General features: G+C 66.1%; 13 protein-coding genes and 4 tRNA genes. 7 read left to right on the top strand and 10 right to left on the bottom strand.

Features of this window, described 5'->3' with window-relative positions; genetic code table 11:
• Positions 1–30 precede the first annotated feature (30 nt).
• Positions 31–420, bottom strand: a complete 390-nt coding sequence (locus C0R07_RS17920) for a RidA family protein (RefSeq protein WP_102789589.1) — start codon at positions 418–420, stop codon at positions 31–33.
• A gap of 141 nt (positions 421–561) precedes the next feature.
• Between C0R07_RS17920 and C0R07_RS17915 the strand changes: the two genes are divergently transcribed.
• Positions 562–1,488, top strand: a complete 927-nt coding sequence (locus C0R07_RS17915) for a LysR family transcriptional regulator (protein ID WP_102789588.1) — start codon at positions 562–564, stop codon at positions 1,486–1,488.
• A 27-nt stretch (positions 1,489–1,515) separates the two neighbouring features.
• Here C0R07_RS17915 and map read toward each other — a convergent pair whose 3' ends face one another.
• From map to C0R07_RS17870, 9 genes are all read right to left on the bottom strand, one after another.
• Positions 1,516–2,283, bottom strand: a complete 768-nt coding sequence (gene map, locus C0R07_RS17910; protein ID WP_102789587.1) for a type I methionyl aminopeptidase — start codon at positions 2,281–2,283, stop codon at positions 1,516–1,518.
• Positions 2,280–2,492 carry a ParD-like family protein gene (locus C0R07_RS17905; RefSeq protein ID WP_019185031.1) on the bottom strand — a complete coding sequence of 71 codons (213 nt, stop codon included), beginning with the start codon at positions 2,490–2,492 and terminating at the stop codon, positions 2,280–2,282. The genes map and C0R07_RS17905 overlap by 4 nt, the downstream gene beginning before the upstream one ends.
• A 137-nt stretch (positions 2,493–2,629) precedes the next feature.
• A complete protein-coding gene (locus C0R07_RS17900; protein WP_019185030.1) occupies positions 2,630–3,532 on the bottom strand; it encodes a cation diffusion facilitator family transporter in 903 nt (300 codons plus the stop codon).
• Positions 3,533–3,560: 28 nt separating this feature from the next.
• Complete coding sequence (locus C0R07_RS17895) at positions 3,561–5,849, bottom strand: Orn/Lys/Arg decarboxylase N-terminal domain-containing protein (protein WP_102789586.1); 2,289 nt, start codon at positions 5,847–5,849, stop codon at positions 3,561–3,563.
• Positions 5,850–5,870: 21 nt separating this feature from the next.
• Positions 5,871–7,220 (bottom strand): arginine/agmatine antiporter, encoded by a 1,350-nt coding sequence (gene adiC, locus C0R07_RS17890; RefSeq protein WP_102789585.1) that lies wholly within the window; start codon positions 7,218–7,220, stop codon positions 5,871–5,873.
• 51 nt (positions 7,221–7,271) lie between these two features.
• On the bottom strand, positions 7,272–8,705 hold the full coding sequence (locus C0R07_RS17885) for a DcaP family trimeric outer membrane transporter (protein ID WP_102789584.1): 1,434 nt from the start codon (positions 8,703–8,705) through the stop codon (positions 7,272–7,274).
• A gap of 473 nt (positions 8,706–9,178) precedes the next feature.
• Positions 9,179–10,000, bottom strand: coding sequence for a thiol:disulfide interchange protein DsbG (gene dsbG / locus C0R07_RS17880; RefSeq protein WP_102789583.1), 822 nt, complete (start codon positions 9,998–10,000; stop codon positions 9,179–9,181).
• Positions 10,001–10,041: 41 nt separating this feature from the next.
• On the bottom strand, positions 10,042–10,842 hold the full coding sequence (locus tag C0R07_RS17875) for a TlpA disulfide reductase family protein (RefSeq protein WP_102789582.1): 801 nt from the start codon (positions 10,840–10,842) through the stop codon (positions 10,042–10,044).
• Between the two features lie 114 nt (positions 10,843–10,956).
• Complete coding sequence (locus C0R07_RS17870; RefSeq protein ID WP_102789581.1) at positions 10,957–12,021, bottom strand: helix-turn-helix domain-containing protein; 1,065 nt, start codon at positions 12,019–12,021, stop codon at positions 10,957–10,959.
• 211 nt (positions 12,022–12,232) lie between these two features.
• On the opposite strand from C0R07_RS17870, the gene C0R07_RS17865 reads away from it, so the two are divergent.
• The 6 genes from C0R07_RS17865 to C0R07_RS17840 all read left to right on the top strand — a co-directional run bounded on the left by C0R07_RS17865 (position 12,233) and on the right by C0R07_RS17840 (position 15,674).
• Positions 12,233–12,631 (top strand): heavy metal-responsive transcriptional regulator, encoded by a 399-nt coding sequence (locus C0R07_RS17865; protein WP_070470841.1) that lies wholly within the window; start codon positions 12,233–12,235, stop codon positions 12,629–12,631.
• Positions 12,628–14,961 carry a heavy metal translocating P-type ATPase gene (locus tag C0R07_RS17860; RefSeq protein ID WP_083298714.1) on the top strand — a complete coding sequence of 778 codons (2,334 nt, stop codon included), beginning with the start codon at positions 12,628–12,630 and terminating at the stop codon, positions 14,959–14,961. Before C0R07_RS17865 ends, C0R07_RS17860 begins: the two co-directional genes overlap by 4 nt.
• Positions 14,962–15,043: 82 nt before the next feature.
• Positions 15,044–15,119: transfer RNA gene (locus tag C0R07_RS17855), tRNA-Ala, on the top strand.
• Positions 15,120–15,172: 53 nt separating this feature from the next.
• Positions 15,173–15,248, top strand: a tRNA-Glu gene (locus tag C0R07_RS17850).
• A 224-nt stretch (positions 15,249–15,472) separates the two neighbouring features.
• Positions 15,473–15,548, top strand: a tRNA-Ala gene (locus C0R07_RS17845).
• A gap of 50 nt (positions 15,549–15,598) precedes the next feature.
• Positions 15,599–15,674, top strand: a tRNA-Glu gene (locus C0R07_RS17840).
• Positions 15,675–15,861 lie beyond the last annotated feature (187 nt).

Genomic DNA, 15,861 nt, shown 5'->3' with positions numbered 1-15,861 from the left:
AACGCGCAGCCGTCACCGCGTGAAGGCGTGCTACGGCAACTTCGCGATCACCTTGATCTCCACGTCGAATCCGTACAGCCAGGTCACCCCGATGCCGGTCAGCGTCGGGTACGGGGCCTCGCCCCAGTAATCGGGCACGATCGCCCAGACCCGTTCGAAGATCTTCTCGGGATTGACCAGGAACACGGTGACGTCGACCACATCCTCGAACGTGCAGCCTGCGGCGCCGAGCACGGCGTTGAGGTTCTCGAACGCGCGCCGCACCTGGGCCTCGAGGTCGGGTTCAGGCGAGCCATCCTCGCGGCTGCCGACCTGGCCGGACACGAACAGGAAGCCATTGGAGCGTGCGGCCGGCGAATAGCGGTTGCGCTCGTACAGCGCCTGGCGGCCCGGCGGGAAAACGACGTCACGTGTTGCCATGAACCACCTCTGCCTTGGGTCGATACCGGCCCATCAAGAATGAAAGGCCACGGTAGACCGGCAGGGGGCACCGGATAAACGCGGTCTGCTGCCCAACATTGTTTGTAGAATCCAAACAATCATCCTCCCCGTGGAAAGCAGATGGACCGGTTCGATGCGATGCAGGCCTTTGCCCGGGTCGTGGAAACGGGCAGCTTCACCAAGGCGGCCGAGACACTGCACATGAGCCGCACCACGGTCACGCAACTGGTGCAGCAACTGGAAGCGCGGCTGCGGGTGCGCCTGCTGAACCGCACCACCCGGCAGGTGAATGTCACCGCCGACGGCGCGGCCTATTACGCGCGGGTGATCCGGCTGCTGGCCGACCTCGACGACGCTGAAACCAGCCTGTCGACCGCGGCGGCGGCGCCTCGCGGGCGCCTGCGCATCGACGTTCCTGCACCGTTCGCCCGTCTGATCCTGGTGCCTGCCCTGCCCGGGTTTCAGGCGCGCTACCCGGATATCCAGCTGGATCTGGGTGTGAGCGACCGGAACGTGGACCTGATAGACGAGAGCGTGGACTGCGTGATCCGCGGCGGGCAGATCGCCGATCAGTCGCTGATCGCCCGCCATATCGGCGATCTGCAGGCCGGCCTCTATGCAGCGCCCGGCTACCTGGCCCGGATGGGACATCCTGCCCATCCGGCCGATCTTGAAAACAGCGCGCACCGCATCATCGGCTACCGCCGTGCGCGCGGCGGTGGCGTGCTGCCCTATACCCTGCAGCGCTGCGATGTGTCCCTGACCGTCCACGGCCAATACCTGTTGGCGGTGGACGACGGCAACGCCTACCTCGCCGCCGGCGTGGCCGGCCTGGGGGTGCTGTGGCTACCCGAGTACATGGCGGCCGCCCACGTGGCCGAAGGCGAGCTGGTGCGCCTGTTCGCTGATTGGCAGCTGCCGCCGATGCCACTGCATCTGGCCTTCCCACCCAACCGCCACGTCAGCGCCACGCTGCGTGCCTTCATCGATTGGGTCGGTGGCATCGTGGCCGATCATGCACCCGTGGTGCGACCGCCGCCGGGCTGATGCACGATGCAGCCACGGATGCCCGCCTCAGTCGGGCATCCGCTCGCCCGTGCGCAGGGTCAGCACCTCCACCCCGTCGGCGGTCACCAGCACGGTGTGCTCGGCCTGCGCCGAGAGCTTGCCGTCACGGGTGGTCACGGTCCAGCCGTCGTCGCTCATGTCGATGGCAGCACGGCCCTGGTTGATCATCGGCTCGATGGTGAAGGTCATGCCCTGCTCCAGTTCCAGCCCATCGCCGCGACGGCCGTAGTGCAGCACCTGCGGCTCTTCGTGCATCTGCTGCCCGATGCCATGGCCGCAGAATTCGCGGACCACGCTGTAGCCGTGGGCCTTGGCATGCTGCTGGATCGCAAAACCGATGTCGCCCAGCGTCGCGCCCGGGCGCACCACCCCGATCCCCTTCCACATCGCCTCGCGGGTCACCCGCACCAGCCGCTTGGCCGCGTAATCGACCTCGCCGATCAGATAGGTCTTGCTGGAGTCGGCGATGTAACCTCCCTTCTCCAGCGTGATGTCGAGATTGACGATGCTGCCGCTGCGCAGGATGTCATCGGCCGACGGCACTCCATGGCAGACCACGTTGTCGATGGACGAATTGAGCACGTAGCCGAAGCCATACTGGCCCTTGCTCGCCGGGCGCGCCTGCAGCTCATCGACGATGAAGCGCTCGACCCAGTCGTTCACCTGCAGCGTGCTCATGCCTTCCAGCGGCAGCGTGTCCAGCGCTTCGAACACCTGGGCCAGCAGGCGCCCCGATACCCGCATCAGCGCCTGTTCTTCAGCGGTCTTGATCATGCTTCGGCCACCCGCAGTGCGCCGGGTTCAACCCCTGCAGCACGCAGTTCACGGTTGACGATCTCCTGGTAGGTCGAGCCGGGATTCATTTCGCACAGCATGCCGATCTTGATCCAGAAACCGGCCTGGGCATTGATCGAGCGGCCCGAGACGCCGCTGGCGCGGCGCAGGTTGTCGTGCAGTTCGTCGTCGATGTTCACGATGCCCATGGGCAACCCCTCTCATACGGTATATACACATCATATACGTTTCGTATAGCGCTGTGCAGGCCCGCCCAGGGGTCGTCACCGGCCGTCTTCGCGCCACTGCGATGCTGGACGGTCGTGATCGCGCGGTCAGGGATCGATCAGGTCCAGGCCGGATCGGCGGTGAAATCGATGGTCAACCAGAACTCACTGCCGCGCGCATCCAGGCGCTCGGCGATCTCATCACGCAGCCGGTCCACATTGCCGATGTTGCCGATCACCGTCTCCGGGTGGGTGAGGATGTGGATCTCCACAAACCGCATACGGCCCATCTTGGCCACGTGGCTGGTGAAATCCAGATAGCCGTGTTCGGCGACGAAGTCCTTCATCACCGCCTGCACGCGCGCATCCAGCGTATCCGGCGCCACCTGCAGCACTTCGCGCATGGCCTTCCATGCACTGCGCAACGGTACGGGTAGTACCGCCACGCTGATCGCGGCCAGCACCAGCGGATCCAGATAGGGTATCCAGTGCGCATGCTCGCCATCGCGCAGCAACAGCGCGATCGCAAACGCCAGCACCACCGCCAGGCTCATCATGCCGCTGAGCAGCCAGGCCCGCACGTCCAGCCACAGCAGCGCCGAGTGCAGCTGCATCGCGCGGGTGCGCACGAAGGCCGCCATCGCCAGATTGCTCACGCACAGCAGGGCCGCCCACAGCAGCGCAGGCCCGGCCTTGACCTCATGCCCGCCCGTGGTCAGCCCGATCACCGAGTTGGCCAGCGCATAGATGCAGGCCAGCGACAGGATCGCCCCGCCAAGCGCCTCCACCATCGGCTCCAGGTGCCAGTAGCCATACTGGAAGCGCGGGCTTTCTTCCCGCGCCACCAGCCGCAGTACCGACAGCGCCACCAGGGTCAGCGCCACGTCCACCAGGCTGTAGACGCCATCGAACAGGATGGCCTGCGATCCCACCAGCAGGCCACCGATGAAGCCGATGGCGCTGACCGCCATCGTCACCCCGATGGAGAATTTGAGGACCCGCTGCTCGCGTGCTGTATCCATCGCTGGCCGAGGGTCCTGCGCGCAGGCGTCAGACCTTCAGCACCTCCACCTTGTAGCTCGGCGCATCGCCGTCGGTGTCGATGATAAGCCCGTGCACATCCGACTCGAAGCCCGGGAAGCGCGCGTTCTGCTCACGGGCGATCCGCAACGACTGGATGATCGGCTCATCGCTGGCGCCGAATCGCTCGCCCGGCATGATGGTCGGGATGCCCGGCGGGTAAGGCACCAGCATGGTGCCGGCGATGCGGCCGCTGATCTGTTCGATGTCGACCCGTTCGATCTGGCCGCGGACCAGATGGTCATAGGCTTCGGCGGGCGTCATCACCGGCTCGGGCAGATCCACGTACATGGCGCGCATCACTTCGGCCACGCCGAACTCGCCGTTGAAGGCGTGCAGCGCATCGCAGAGGTCACGCAGGCCCCACCCGGCGTAGGCGATCGGGAACTCGGCCGCCAGCTGCGGCAGTGCGCGGGTCAGCGGCGCATTGCTGTCGTAGAGCTCCTTGAAGGCCATCAGCTCGGTGACCAGGGTGCTCCACTTGCCCTTGGTGATGCCCATCGAGAACAGGAACAGCACCGAGTACAGGTTGGTCTTCTCCACCGTGATGCCGCGGGTCCACAGGAACTTGCTCAGCACTGCGGCCGGAATGCCGCGCTGGCCCATCTCGCCGTCCATCGAGAGTCCCGGCGTGAACAGGGTCACCTTGATCGGGTCGATCAGCACGTAGTCATCCACCAGGCCGTCGAAGCCATGCCAGTGAGCGTCCGGCTGCAGGTACCACTCGCTGCGCTTGGCCACCATCGGGGCCGGCGCATCGCCCTTGGCCAGCGAACGCTCCAGCTTGTCCGGCTGCCACACGCTGAACCACCAGTCGTCGCGCCCCAGATCCTCGCGTACATGCAGCATCGCGCGGCGGAAGGCAATCGCCTCGTCGTGCATCTCCTGCACCAGCGACTCGCCCGCGGCGCCTTCCATCATCTTGGAGGCCACATCGCACGCGGCGATCACGCCGTAATGCGGGCTGGTGGTGGTGTGCATCATGAAGGCTTCGTTGAAGCGTTCGGCATCCAGCGCCTGGGTCGCGGCGTTGCGCACGTGGATCATCGAGGCCTGCGAGAACGCGGCCAGCAGCTTGTGCGTGGAGTGCGTGGTGAAGATGATCGCATCCTGCTCGCGCGGCTTGCCCTTGGCCATGCCGTAATGGTTCTCATAGAACGGATGGAACGCGGCATAGGCATACCAGGCTTCGTCGAAATGCAGGAAATCGACCGCGCTGCCGATTTCCTCGGCGATCTTTTCGGCGTTGTAGCACAGCCCGTCATAGGTCGAATTGGTGACCACCGCGATGCGCGGCTTGGAGCCGGCCTTGTAGGCCTTGCTGGCCAGCGGGTTGGCGGCGATGGCCTGCTGCAGTGACTCGGGCGTGAACTGGTCCAGGCTGATCGGGCCAATGATGCCGTGCGCGTTGCGGCTGGGGGTAAAGTACACCGGGACGCCGCCGGTCATGATCAGCGCGTGCAGCAGCGACTTGTGGCAGTTGCGGTCAACAAAGACCACGTCGCCCCGCCCCACGGTCCCGTGCCAGACGATCTTGTTGGCGGTCGAGGTGCCATTGGTGACGAAGAAGGTGTGGTCGGCGCCGAAGTTGCGCGCCGCCTCGTTCTCGGCATCCTTGATCGGGCCGGTGTGGTCGAGCAGCGAGCCCAGCTCCGGCACCGAGATCGACAGGTCGCTGCGCAGCGTGTTCTCGCCGTAGAACTGGTGGAACGCACGGCCGACCGGTGATTTGGTAAACGCCACGCCGCCGGCATGGCCAGGCGTGTGCCAGGAGTAATTGGACTCGGCGGTGTGGTGGATCAGGGCCTTGAAGAACGGTGGCAGCAGATTGGCCATGTAGTCTTCGGCCGCCCGCATCACCTGCCGCGAGATGAAGCTCTTGGTGTCTTCGAACAGGAAGATGTAGCCGTGCACGAACTTGAGCAGCTTGCTCGGCACCTTCTCGATGGTGCGGCGCTCGCCGTACAGGAACACCGGCAGGTTCGCGCGGCGCGCGGTCTGCTCGCGCAGGAAGCCCAGCAGGCGCTGGAACTGCTCCGGGTTCTCCTCGGTGCCGTCGATGGAGATCAGCACCGCCGAGGCGGCCACGTAGGTGCGCGCGCCGGCCTGGGCATCGGCCAGGGTCAGGCCGCAAAGCACGCGCTGGTCATTCTTGCGCAGCTCGTCCACCAGCGCACGGATCAGGATGCCGCCGATGCGCGGGGATTCGTAGTCGTCGTCGATGACGATGATCGGGTAATCAAGGGACTTGAAGTACACAGGGATTCTCCTGGGGCAATATCACGAAAGCGTCGTGCGGACGGCGGCGTCGAGCGCGGGCAGCTGGCCGCGCTGGCGGCGGCGCTCCTCGCTGAAGAACGGGTAGAACACCGTGATGAACAGCACGAACAGGAAGGCGTACTGCACGATGTTGCCGGCCGACCCGAAGATCGCCCACAGGCAGTACACAACGGTGACGCTGGTCAGCAGCCAGAACGCGCCGGTGTGCACCAGCGTGTGCGAGCGCTCGACCACGAAGTAGCAGGCCACGCAGGAGTAGATGTACGGCAGCAGGGTCAGCACCACCGCCGCCGAGGTGATCACATCGAACTGGGCCGAGGCGGTCTTGGAGGTGGAGGTGACCAGCACCGCCAGGGTCATCAGCACCGCCACGATCAGCACGCCCTTGACCGGTACGTCGTCCTTGTTGGTCTTGCTGAAGATGCTCGGGAACAGGCCGTCATCGGAGGCCGCCTTGGCACTCTGCGCGGTCAGCAGGATCCAGCCACCGAGCGAGCCGGCCGCGCCCACGAAGGCGCACAGGCTCACCAGCGCCCCGCCCCAGCCACCGACCGCATTGGCCGCCGCCAGCGCGAACGGCGCATCGGAAACCTGCAGGTCGCCATTGGGCACCATGCCCATGATCACCGAGGAGCTGGCGATGTAGGCGATCGCGGCCAGGAACACGCCACCCAGCGTCGCGCGGGCCACGTTCTTCTCCGGGTTTTCAACCACCCCGGCGGTCACCGAGGCCGATTCCACGCCGATGAAGGCCCACAGGGTCAACGCCGCGGCACTGGAGATCGCGCCGAAGTTGGACTCGCCGGAGACGTTGTAGGCCCCCTTGAAGATGGTCGGGTCGAAGAAGAACCAGCCGAAGATCGCGATGCCCAGGATCGGCACCAGCGCAAAGCTGGTGGTCACCGTCTGCAGCTTGCTCACGAACGAGGGGCCGACCACGTTGGCGAAGCTCAACGCCCAGACCAGCGCCAGCACCGCGATGCAGCGCGGCAACGGCTCGGACAGGATCGGGAAGAAGTAGCTGAAGTAGCCGACTGCCGCGATCGGGATGGCAACGTTGCCGATCCAGTTGGCGAACCAGTAGATGGTGTTGGTCTGGAAACCCATGTAAGGGCCGAACCAGTCCCTGGCGTAGGCATAGGGACCACCGGCCTTGGGCGCCAGCTTGCCGAGCTTGGCAAACACGAAGGCCAGCAGCAGCGCGCCGGCGGTGGTGATCAGCCAACCCCAGATCGAGGCCGTGCCGATCTTGGCCAGGCTGGAGGGCAACAGGAACACCCCCGACCCCATCATGTTGCCGGCCACCAGGAAGGTGGCACCGACCACCCCGATTTTCTTCGCTTTTGCCATGACGCTTGCTCCTTTGCCAGGCAGGGACCCGGTCATGCCGGGCGTTGGGAGTTACTTGATGAAGTTGTATTGCAGGCTGCCCTGCAGCCGCATCGTGTCGCCGCGTTGTCCACTCTGCTGTTCCAGCTGCCCGTAGAGCAGTTCCATGCCCATCGTCCAGGACGGGGCCGGGCTCCAGAGCAGGTTGAAGACGCCGTAGCGGCTCTGGCGGAACGCATCGGCGGCCAGCGCATCGTTGCGTCCACTGGTGAGCTGGCCGTAGATCAGGTTCGAGCGCCACAGCGGCGACCAGTAATGGGTGTAACCAACGAAGCCGCCATACAGCGACAACGCCTGCAGCCGCCCGTCTGCGCTCACCACCGCGTCCATGCCCGAACCGGTCAGGTCGGCCGTATAACGGGCCAGGCCCTTGCCGCCGAGCGCGCCGAACAACAGCAGGTCCTGTTCGCCCACCGCGGCCGAGCCGCTGAGCTGCAGGCCACCCGCAAAGCGCCGGCCATCGCCGGCATCGCCGTCGTACCCCAGGCTGCGTGCGACCGCACCCAGCTGCAGATGGCCCCAGTCACGCTCCATGCGCGCGGTTACGGTGACGTCCGGCAGCTGGTCCACCGGCATGATCCCCTCGGCGGGGTTGCTCAACTGGGTATCCGGATCCTCGGCCGCCACGGTCAGGGTGTTCCCCTTGCCCATTGCGAAGCTGTGGTGGATGCCGGCCACGAGCAGGTACCCCGCCCCACCCGGCCCGGCGAAATCCAGGGTGTCGGGCAGGCTGTCGGCATCCATGAACGTGGAATAGCCATAACCGGCGTAGGTATTGCCCAGTTGCCCGTAGGCATGGCGCAGGCGGAACTGATAACTGTCGCTGCTGCCGAAGAAGTCGTTTTCCAGATAGAAGCGCAGGTTGCCATGCGTGGTCGGGCGCCGCGCTTCGAAGCTGAAGCGGGTCTGCTTGGCATGCAGCGTGAAGCTGGAGACATCCCGATGCGCACTGCCGACCGGAATCGACGAGGTGACGAACTGTTCCTGGTCACCGGCTGCGCGCGAATCGGCGATCGCATCGAGCTTGGCGTAGCCGCCGATGCGGATCAGCGTATCGGTATTGGGGATCGCGAAGAAGCCTTTCAGCTCGGGATCGGTCGGGCCGGCGGCGCTGTCCGGGCGGGAGGCGGCGCTGGAGGGATCGGCGACGGAATCGCGTTGCGGCAGAATCGCCTGACCCATGCCCGGCACCTGGGCCTGGGCCGTCAGGGGCGCTGGCAAGGGGGCGGGCGTGACGCCCGTACCGGACGCAGTCGCCGCCGTGATGGCCGGCGAGGCAGGTGGAGGCTGCCCGGACTCGATCGCCTGCAGTCGTTTCTCCATCTGCTCCAGCGTCTGCCGCAGCGTCTGGATATCCTGCCGCAACGCGGCGGCCGAATCCTGCGCGTACACGGGCGCCGCAGCCAGTGCTGCCGCGCATGCGACCGTCAATACAGACAAACGCATCACGTCCTCCTTGAACCGTACACAGTTCCACGTGTCGATTCCGGCAGGCGTCCATGACGCCGCAGGCAACCGGCACGCAGCCCGGCACTGCAATGCGCGCGACCTCCGCATGCGCGTGGTCCGGTGGCGGTCAAGCCGGCGGACGCATCGCGTGCGTGGGTACGCTCGCACGGGATCCCCTCATCCCTGATGACAGCCACGCATGTGCGTGTCAGCCAGCGCCCTGAGTAACAATCGCAAAGTGAGAATGCCGTGAATGTTGTCAGGCAGTTTTCTGACTGGGCAGTCGCGCGTCCGGTGCGTGTGGGGCAATCCATGAAATAGCGCATCGGGGCAGCTTAGCGACCGCCCCGTTTTCAGCCTTGATCCAAATCAAGCCGAATGCGTCAACGCATCCGGGCCAGGCCGCACGACGCCCAAACCAAGCGCGCCGGGCAGAGCCCGGCGCGGTGTGCAGTGATACCCGGTTCGGCTCAGCGCGGGCCGAGCACCACGGTCATGTCATCGCCCTGGGGCATGCCGGAACGGCGCTGTACCATGCCCTGGGCATCCTTGAACAGAATACCCGGCGTACCCTGGAAGCCCAGTTCGATCATCAGTAGCTGATTGGCATCGAGCTTGTTGGCGACCTCCGCGGTCAGCGAAGCCGCCGGCTTGATTCCGCCGCGATCGAACAGCCGTTCGTTCTCCAGCAACGCGGCGCTGGGGTTGGGCGCGGTGAGGATCGCCGCCGCCTTGGCCGGGCTGTCCTCACGGATCACGCCGACCATCACGTGGCGCAACTGCACCTTGCCGGCGTCCACCCACGGCCGCGCCGCTTCCCAGAAACGATGGCAATACGGGCAGTTCGCATCGCTGAAGGTGTAGACCACGCGCGGCGCATCGGCGCGGCCATCACGGACCCACGCGCTTTCATCCAGCTTCTTCCAGCTGCGCTCGGACATCGGCTTGGCCACCAGCTTTTCCAATGGTGCCGCCCCCACATCCTCGCCGTTGGCATCGAACAGGCTGCCGACCACGACGTGCTTTCCGTCCGCGGTGACGTAGGCCGCCGCGGGCTGCTGCCCACCGACCACGCCGGCAAAGCCGCGCAGGCCACCGGGCGCGTCGAACTCGCCGATCACCTCGAAGCCGTGCCTCTCGATGCCTTTCAGCACCGCCGGGCGATCGGCACCGCCCTTGGCCGGCGCGGCATCAGCGGCGCTGGGCGTCTGCGCCTGGCTGCACCCGGCCAGGGCCATCAACAGCGAGACCGCCAGCACGGTGCCCAATGGGCGCGAGGACTTCAACTTCATGGTGACTCCTGGATTCAAGGAACATGACAACGCGACCACCCTTACAGGCTGTCGAGCTTGGATTGCAGGCCGGCGGCACTGAGTTCGCCCAGATGGATCTGCTGCAGCCGGCCCTGGCCGTCGAAGAACAGGGTAGTCGGATAGGCATGCACCTGCAGCCGCTCGGCGGTGAGCGCAGCCTCGTCAAGCAGCACGTTGTCCAGCGTCAGCTGCTCGGCGGCGATGAAACCCTCGACCTCTTCGCGGGCTTCACCCTGGTTGACAAACAGGAAGCGGATGTCCGGGTGGCGCTGCTGCGCGCGAGCCAGCACCGGCATCTCGCGCCGGCAGGGGCCACACCAGCTCGCCCAGAGATTGACCACCACCGGGGTGCCCTGCGTGTCGGCCAATGCGATCGGCTCACCCTGCAGCGAAGTCAGGCTGATCGCCGGCAGCGTTACCCGCGATTGCTGCAGCCAGCCAGCACCCGCCGACAGTACCGCCCAGCTCAGCACGCCGGCCAGGGCGGCGGCCACGACCGGCCGCCGGAGCGACGGCCAGCGGCGCAGGCGCCAGGCGCCCCATCCCAGCCCCGCCGCCATCGCCGGCCACACCAGGAAGCCGCCATCGCCAATGCGCAGCACGCCCCAGGGATCCTGCGCATAGTCGCCCAGGTGCCAGATCACGAACGCCGCACGTCCGGCCAGCAGCCCCAGCAGCAGCATGTCTACCACCAGCGACCGCGGACGCGGCACGCCTTCGATTGTTGGAGCACGCACCACACTGGCCACCAGCATCGCGATGGCCAGACCCACCAACACCCACACGACCGCAAGCGGTACCGGGCCTACACTGCTGATCATTGCTTTTCTCCGCCGCCGCCCGTGATCTGCCACGTGGCGACGGCTGTTGCATCGGGCCCGCCGGCATGGTCCCAGCAAGCCGACAGGGGATCAAGCACGCGACAGTCGTGCGATTCAGGCAGCCGGACGAATCGATTCAAGCACCCGGGCGACCGGGCGTGAGTGCGCCCGCTCACGCTGCTGGGCAGCGAGCTGGCGGCGATAACGTGCCGGAGTCAGCCCGACAATACGCAGGAACAGCCGGCGGAACGCGCTCTGGTCCGAGTACCCCACTGCCCATGCAACCTGGTCCACGACGCCGCCGGCCTGCAGCAGCAGCTGCGCCTTGGCGATGCGCAGGCGCTGGCAATACTCGATCGGGCGCATCCCGGTGGCTTTCAGGAACCGACGCTGCAGCGTGCGCGGTTCCAGCCCGGCCTGCACGCAGATGTCGTCGAGCCCCACACCCCGGGCAGCGATGCCATGCAGCCAGCGCTGTGCTTTGAGGATGCTGCGATCGCCGTGGGCGAAGTTGGCGCTGAAGCGTTCCAGATCATCCAGTTCCGTGCGTGGAATCATCAGCTGCAACTGCTGGATGACGGTATTCATCACACTCTGCCCATAGACCCGTGCGATCAGGCGCAGGCTCAGATACTTCCATGCGTCCGGTCCGGCGGCGGTCAGCAGATCGCCATCGTCGACCAGGGTCCGTTCACACGGCTGCCAGCTGGGCACCATCGTGCGCAGCGCCTGGCAACGGGCCGGATCGGGCACGCTGACCGGGCGGCCGGCCAGGATGCCCGCCGCGGCCAGCAGCAGGCCACCCTCGTCGCAGGCCGCGAGCAGGCTGCAGCCATCGTGGCATTCGCGCAGCCACGCCAGCAGGCGTTCGTCCGGCGGTGCCATGGACCAGCTCGATTCGCTGCCGGGGATGACGATGATCGCCGGCAGTGCATCGCCGAACAGTTCGGCGCCAGCAACGCGCTGCATGCCCCGGCTGGACATCGTCCATCGCGTCACCAGCATCCGTGCGCCGGTGCGGCGCCCCGCGGCCACTGTGCGGTTGCAGCGCTGGGCAAGTTCGGACAGCACCGGTGCGGCGGCGCGCAGACTGCCGGGGAATTCAACGACCGCCACTTCCATCAGGGTCGGCGCGTCCGGCCGGCGGTCCGGCTGCAGCGTGTTGCGGGGTGCGTCCATGGCCATTCTCCTTGAACAATGCCTGCCGACACGGGGCCGGGCAGAACAGGTCTGTACATAAGATGGCCTGAGGCTACGGGCGTCCCGCGAGGACGACCATGCAACTAATTGCAAATTTCACGCGCGATGAATCTTCAGTTGGGTTCCAGCAAGGCTTGACCCTTGACCAGACTCCAGGGTCCACAATGACCGGGTCATCCACGAGGTGCTCATGAACATTGGACAGCTCGCGCGCCAGGCAGGCGTGCCCATCGATACGGTGCGCTACTACGAGCGGCAGCAGCTGCTGCCCACCGCCCGCCGCAGCGCCGGCGGCTACCGCGTCTTCAGCGAGGCCGACCTGACCCGGCTGCAGTTCATCCGTCGCGCCAAGGCGCTGGGTTTCAGCCTGGATGAAGTCGCCGACCTGCTCGGCTTCAGCGATCAGCGCGGCCAGGACATGGCACAGATCCGCGACAGCGCAGTGAACAAACTCGCCGATATCGAACAGCGCATCAACGAGCTGCAGCGCATGCACCGGGCGCTCAAGCACCTGGTCGAGGCCTGCCCCGGGCACGGCGACAACGCGCAGTGCCCGATCCTGTCGGCGTTGACGGACGTCCGCCAATGACGCACGCCCACGATCACCCCGGCGCCACGGCGACCAATGCAGGCACCGTCAGGGATCCTGTCTGCGGGATGATGGTCGACCCGGCCACCACGCCCCACCATGCCCGCCATGACGGCAACGACTACGCGTTCTGCAGCGATGGCTGCCGACGCAGGTTCATTGCCGACCCGCAGCGCTATCTGGCCGCACCTGCTGGCGTCGTCAAACCAGCCCCCGCCGGCACGCGGTACACCTGCCCGATGCACCCGGAAATCGTGCAGGACGGTCCCGGCAGCTGTCCTCTGTGCGGCATGGCGCTGGAACCGGCGATGCCCAGCCTTGAGGAAGGCGAGAACCCCGAGTTGACCGACTTCCGCCGCCGCTTCTGGTGGAGCCTGCCGCTGAGTGTGGCGACGATGGCCCTGGCGATGCTGGCGATGACCCCCGTGCTGCATGGCCTGGCGCCCGATCTGCGGGTGTGGATCGAGTTGGCCCTGGCGACGCCGGTGGTGCTGTGGGCCGGTTGGCCGTTCCTGCAGCGCTGGGCGCAGTCGATCCGCAGCCGCAGCCCGAACATGTGGACCCTGATCGGGACGGGTGTGCTCGCTGCGTACGGCTACAGCGTGGTCGCCACCGTCGCGCCCGGTCTGTTCCCGCCGTCGTTCCAGCAGCACGGGCATGTCGGCGTCTATTTCGAGGCCGCAGCAATGATCATCTCGCTCACGCTGCTCGGCCAGTTGATGGAGCTGCGCGCACGGGCAAAAACATCCGCCGCGATCAAGGCGCTGCTCGGCCTGGCACCGAAAACCGCACGCGTGCTGCGCGCGGATGGCCGCGAGGAAGACGTCGACATTACCGCGCTGCAGCCCGGCGACCGCGTGCGCGTGCGCCCGGGTGAGAAGGTGCCCGTGGATGGCACGGTCGTCGAAGGCCGCTCCTCCATCGATGAATCCATGCTCACCGGTGAGCCGGTGCCAGTGGCCAAGGCCGTGGGCGACGCGGTGATCGGCGCGACACTCAACGGCACTGGCAGCCTGGTCGTCCGTGCCGATCGCCTTGGCGATGACAGCATGCTGGCGCAGATCGTGCAGCTGGTGGCGCAGGCGCAGCGCTCACGCGCCCCGATGCAGCGCATGGCCGACACCGTCGCGTACTGGTTCGTGCTGGCGGTACTGTCGGTCGCGGTGCTGACGTTCCTCGGCTGGGGACTGTTCGGTCCGGCGCCGTCATGGACGCATGCGGTACTGAGCGCGGTAGCGGTGCTGATCATCGCCTGCCCGTGCGCGTTGGGGCTGGCCACACCGATGACGATCATGGTCGCCACGGGTCGCGCCGCGCAGCACGGGGTGCTGTTCCGCGATGCCGAGGCGATCGAGGCACTGCGCCAGATCGACACGCTGGTGGTCGACAAGACCGGTACCTTGACCGAGGGCAAGCCAGCGTTCCGTGACGTACAGGCGGTGACGCCCTTCGCTGCCGATCAGATCCTGCAATGGGCGACCAGCCTGGACCAGGGCAGCGAGCATCCGTTGGCGGCCGCGATCGTGGCCGAAGCACGCGCGCGCGGGATGCCGCTGGCCAGCGTGGACGATTTCGATTCCCTGACCGGCATGGGTGTGCAGGGCGCGGTGGACGGCAGGCAGCTGCTGCTTGGCAATACCGCGTTGATGGACGAACACGGTATCGCGCTGGACACGCTGCGCGAACGTGCCGAGCACTTGCGCAGCACCGCGGCCAGCGTGATGTACCTCGCCGTCGACGGCCAGCTTGGCGGCCTGCTCGCGGTGGCTGACCCGATCAAGGCCTCCACCGCCGAAGCGATCGTGCAGCTGCACCGCGATGGCCTGCGCATCGTCATGGCCACCGGCGACGGCGCGGCCACCGCGGAAGCCGTCGCGCGGGAACTCGGCCTGGATGACGTCCACGGCGAGATGCGCCCCGCCGACAAGGCCGCGTTGATCCGTTCGCTGCAGGCGCAGGGCCGCAAGGTGGCGATGGCCGGCGATGGCATCAACGACGCGCCGGCGCTGGCGAGTGCGGACGTTGGCATCGCGATGGGCAACGGCACCGATGTGGCGATGTCGAGCGCACAGGTCACGCTGGTCAAGGGCGATCTGCGCGGCATCCTGCGTGCGCGCCAGCTGTCCACTGCAAGCGTGCGCAACATGCGGCAGAACCTGGGCTTTGCGTTTCTCTACAACGGCCTCGGCATTCCTGTTGCAGCCGGCGTGCTGTATCCGCTGGGCATCGTAATGTCGCCGATGTTGGCGGCGGTGGCGATGAGTCTGAGTTCGGTCTCGGTGATCAGCAATGCACTGCGGCTGCGCCATCAACGACTGCCCGGCGAGTGACCGCGGATTGCATGACGATATTTCTTCACTTTTTTCTTGCCAATCCAAAACGTCGTCGCTATGATTTCGCTCCTCACGACGTGGGGCCATAGCTCAGCTGGGAGAGCGCCTGCATGGCATGCAGGAGGTCGGCGGTTCGATCCCGCCTGGCTCCACCAATCCGATCATTAGGCCGATCAGATTGCAGTGACAAAATTTGAAGTTTTCGTGCGTCCCCATCGTCTAGAGGCCTAGGACATCACCCTTTCACGGTGGCGACCGGGGTTCGAATCCCCGTGGGGACGCCAGTTTCAAACAAACAGCCCTGACTTCGGTCGGGGCTTTTTGTTTGTGCCGCATCGAGCAACGCTCGGCATTGGCGGCCTGTTTTATCGCGTGCGTGCTGGTGCACTCGCGCGGGCAACGATCAGCCTCTGCAGATGGATGCCTGCATGCATTCTTTCTTCGGTATTTCAGAAAAAAGACTTGGCGAATGCTTCACGGCCGCGTAGAATTCCGCCTCCAGCATCGTGGGGCCATAGCTCAGCTGGGAGAGCGCCTGCATGGCATGCAGGAGGTCGGCGGTTCGATCCCGCCTGGCTCCACCACTCCGGACCTTAGGCCGTTCGGTGTGCTGAACAATTTGATGAGTTTATGCGTCCCCATCGTCTAGAGGCCTAGGACATCACCCTTTCACGGTGGCGACCGGGGTTCGAATCCCCGTGGGGACGCCACTCATCAGAAGAACACCGAGGCCCGGCATGCCGGGTCTTTTTGTTCACCGCCTACTGCGGTTGCGATGCGGATGCCCGAAAGGCTTCCACAAACGTGAACAGGCAGATATACTAGGCGGCTCGCGGTACAACGTGGGGCCATAGCTCAGCTGGGAGAGCGCCTGCATGGCATGCAGGAGGTCGGCGG

The sequence above is a fragment of the Stenotrophomonas bentonitica genome (assembly GCF_002887735.1).
GTDB classification, from domain to species: Bacteria; Pseudomonadota; Gammaproteobacteria; order Xanthomonadales; family Xanthomonadaceae; genus Stenotrophomonas; species Stenotrophomonas bentonitica_A.
This window is presented reverse-complemented; position numbering and strand designations above follow the sequence as displayed.

Excerpts from the sequence above, each read along its gene's own strand:
- C0R07_RS17920 (WP_102789589.1), bottom strand. The coding sequence starts at position 420 with ATGGCAACACGTGACGTCGTTTTCCCGCCGGGCCGCCAGGCGCTGTAC.
- C0R07_RS17915 (WP_102789588.1), top strand. The coding sequence starts at position 562 with ATGGACCGGTTCGATGCGATGCAGGCCTTTGCCCGGGTCGTGGAAACG.
- map (WP_102789587.1), bottom strand. The coding sequence starts at position 2,283 with ATGATCAAGACCGCTGAAGAACAGGCGCTGATGCGGGTATCGGGGCGC.
- C0R07_RS17905 (WP_019185031.1), bottom strand. The coding sequence starts at position 2,492 with ATGGGCATCGTGAACATCGACGACGAACTGCACGACAACCTGCGCCGC.
- C0R07_RS17900 (WP_019185030.1), bottom strand. The coding sequence starts at position 3,532 with ATGGATACAGCACGCGAGCAGCGGGTCCTCAAATTCTCCATCGGGGTG.
- adiC (WP_102789585.1), bottom strand. The coding sequence starts at position 7,220 with ATGGCAAAAGCGAAGAAAATCGGGGTGGTCGGTGCCACCTTCCTGGTG.
- C0R07_RS17885 (WP_102789584.1), bottom strand. The coding sequence starts at position 8,705 with ATGCGTTTGTCTGTATTGACGGTCGCATGCGCGGCAGCACTGGCTGCG.
- dsbG (WP_102789583.1), bottom strand. The coding sequence starts at position 10,000 with ATGAAGTTGAAGTCCTCGCGCCCATTGGGCACCGTGCTGGCGGTCTCG.
- C0R07_RS17875 (WP_102789582.1), bottom strand. The coding sequence starts at position 10,842 with ATGATCAGCAGTGTAGGCCCGGTACCGCTTGCGGTCGTGTGGGTGTTG.
- C0R07_RS17870 (WP_102789581.1), bottom strand. The coding sequence starts at position 12,021 with ATGGACGCACCCCGCAACACGCTGCAGCCGGACCGCCGGCCGGACGCG.
- C0R07_RS17865 (WP_070470841.1), top strand. The coding sequence starts at position 12,233 with ATGAACATTGGACAGCTCGCGCGCCAGGCAGGCGTGCCCATCGATACG.
- C0R07_RS17860 (WP_083298714.1), top strand. The coding sequence starts at position 12,628 with ATGACGCACGCCCACGATCACCCCGGCGCCACGGCGACCAATGCAGGC.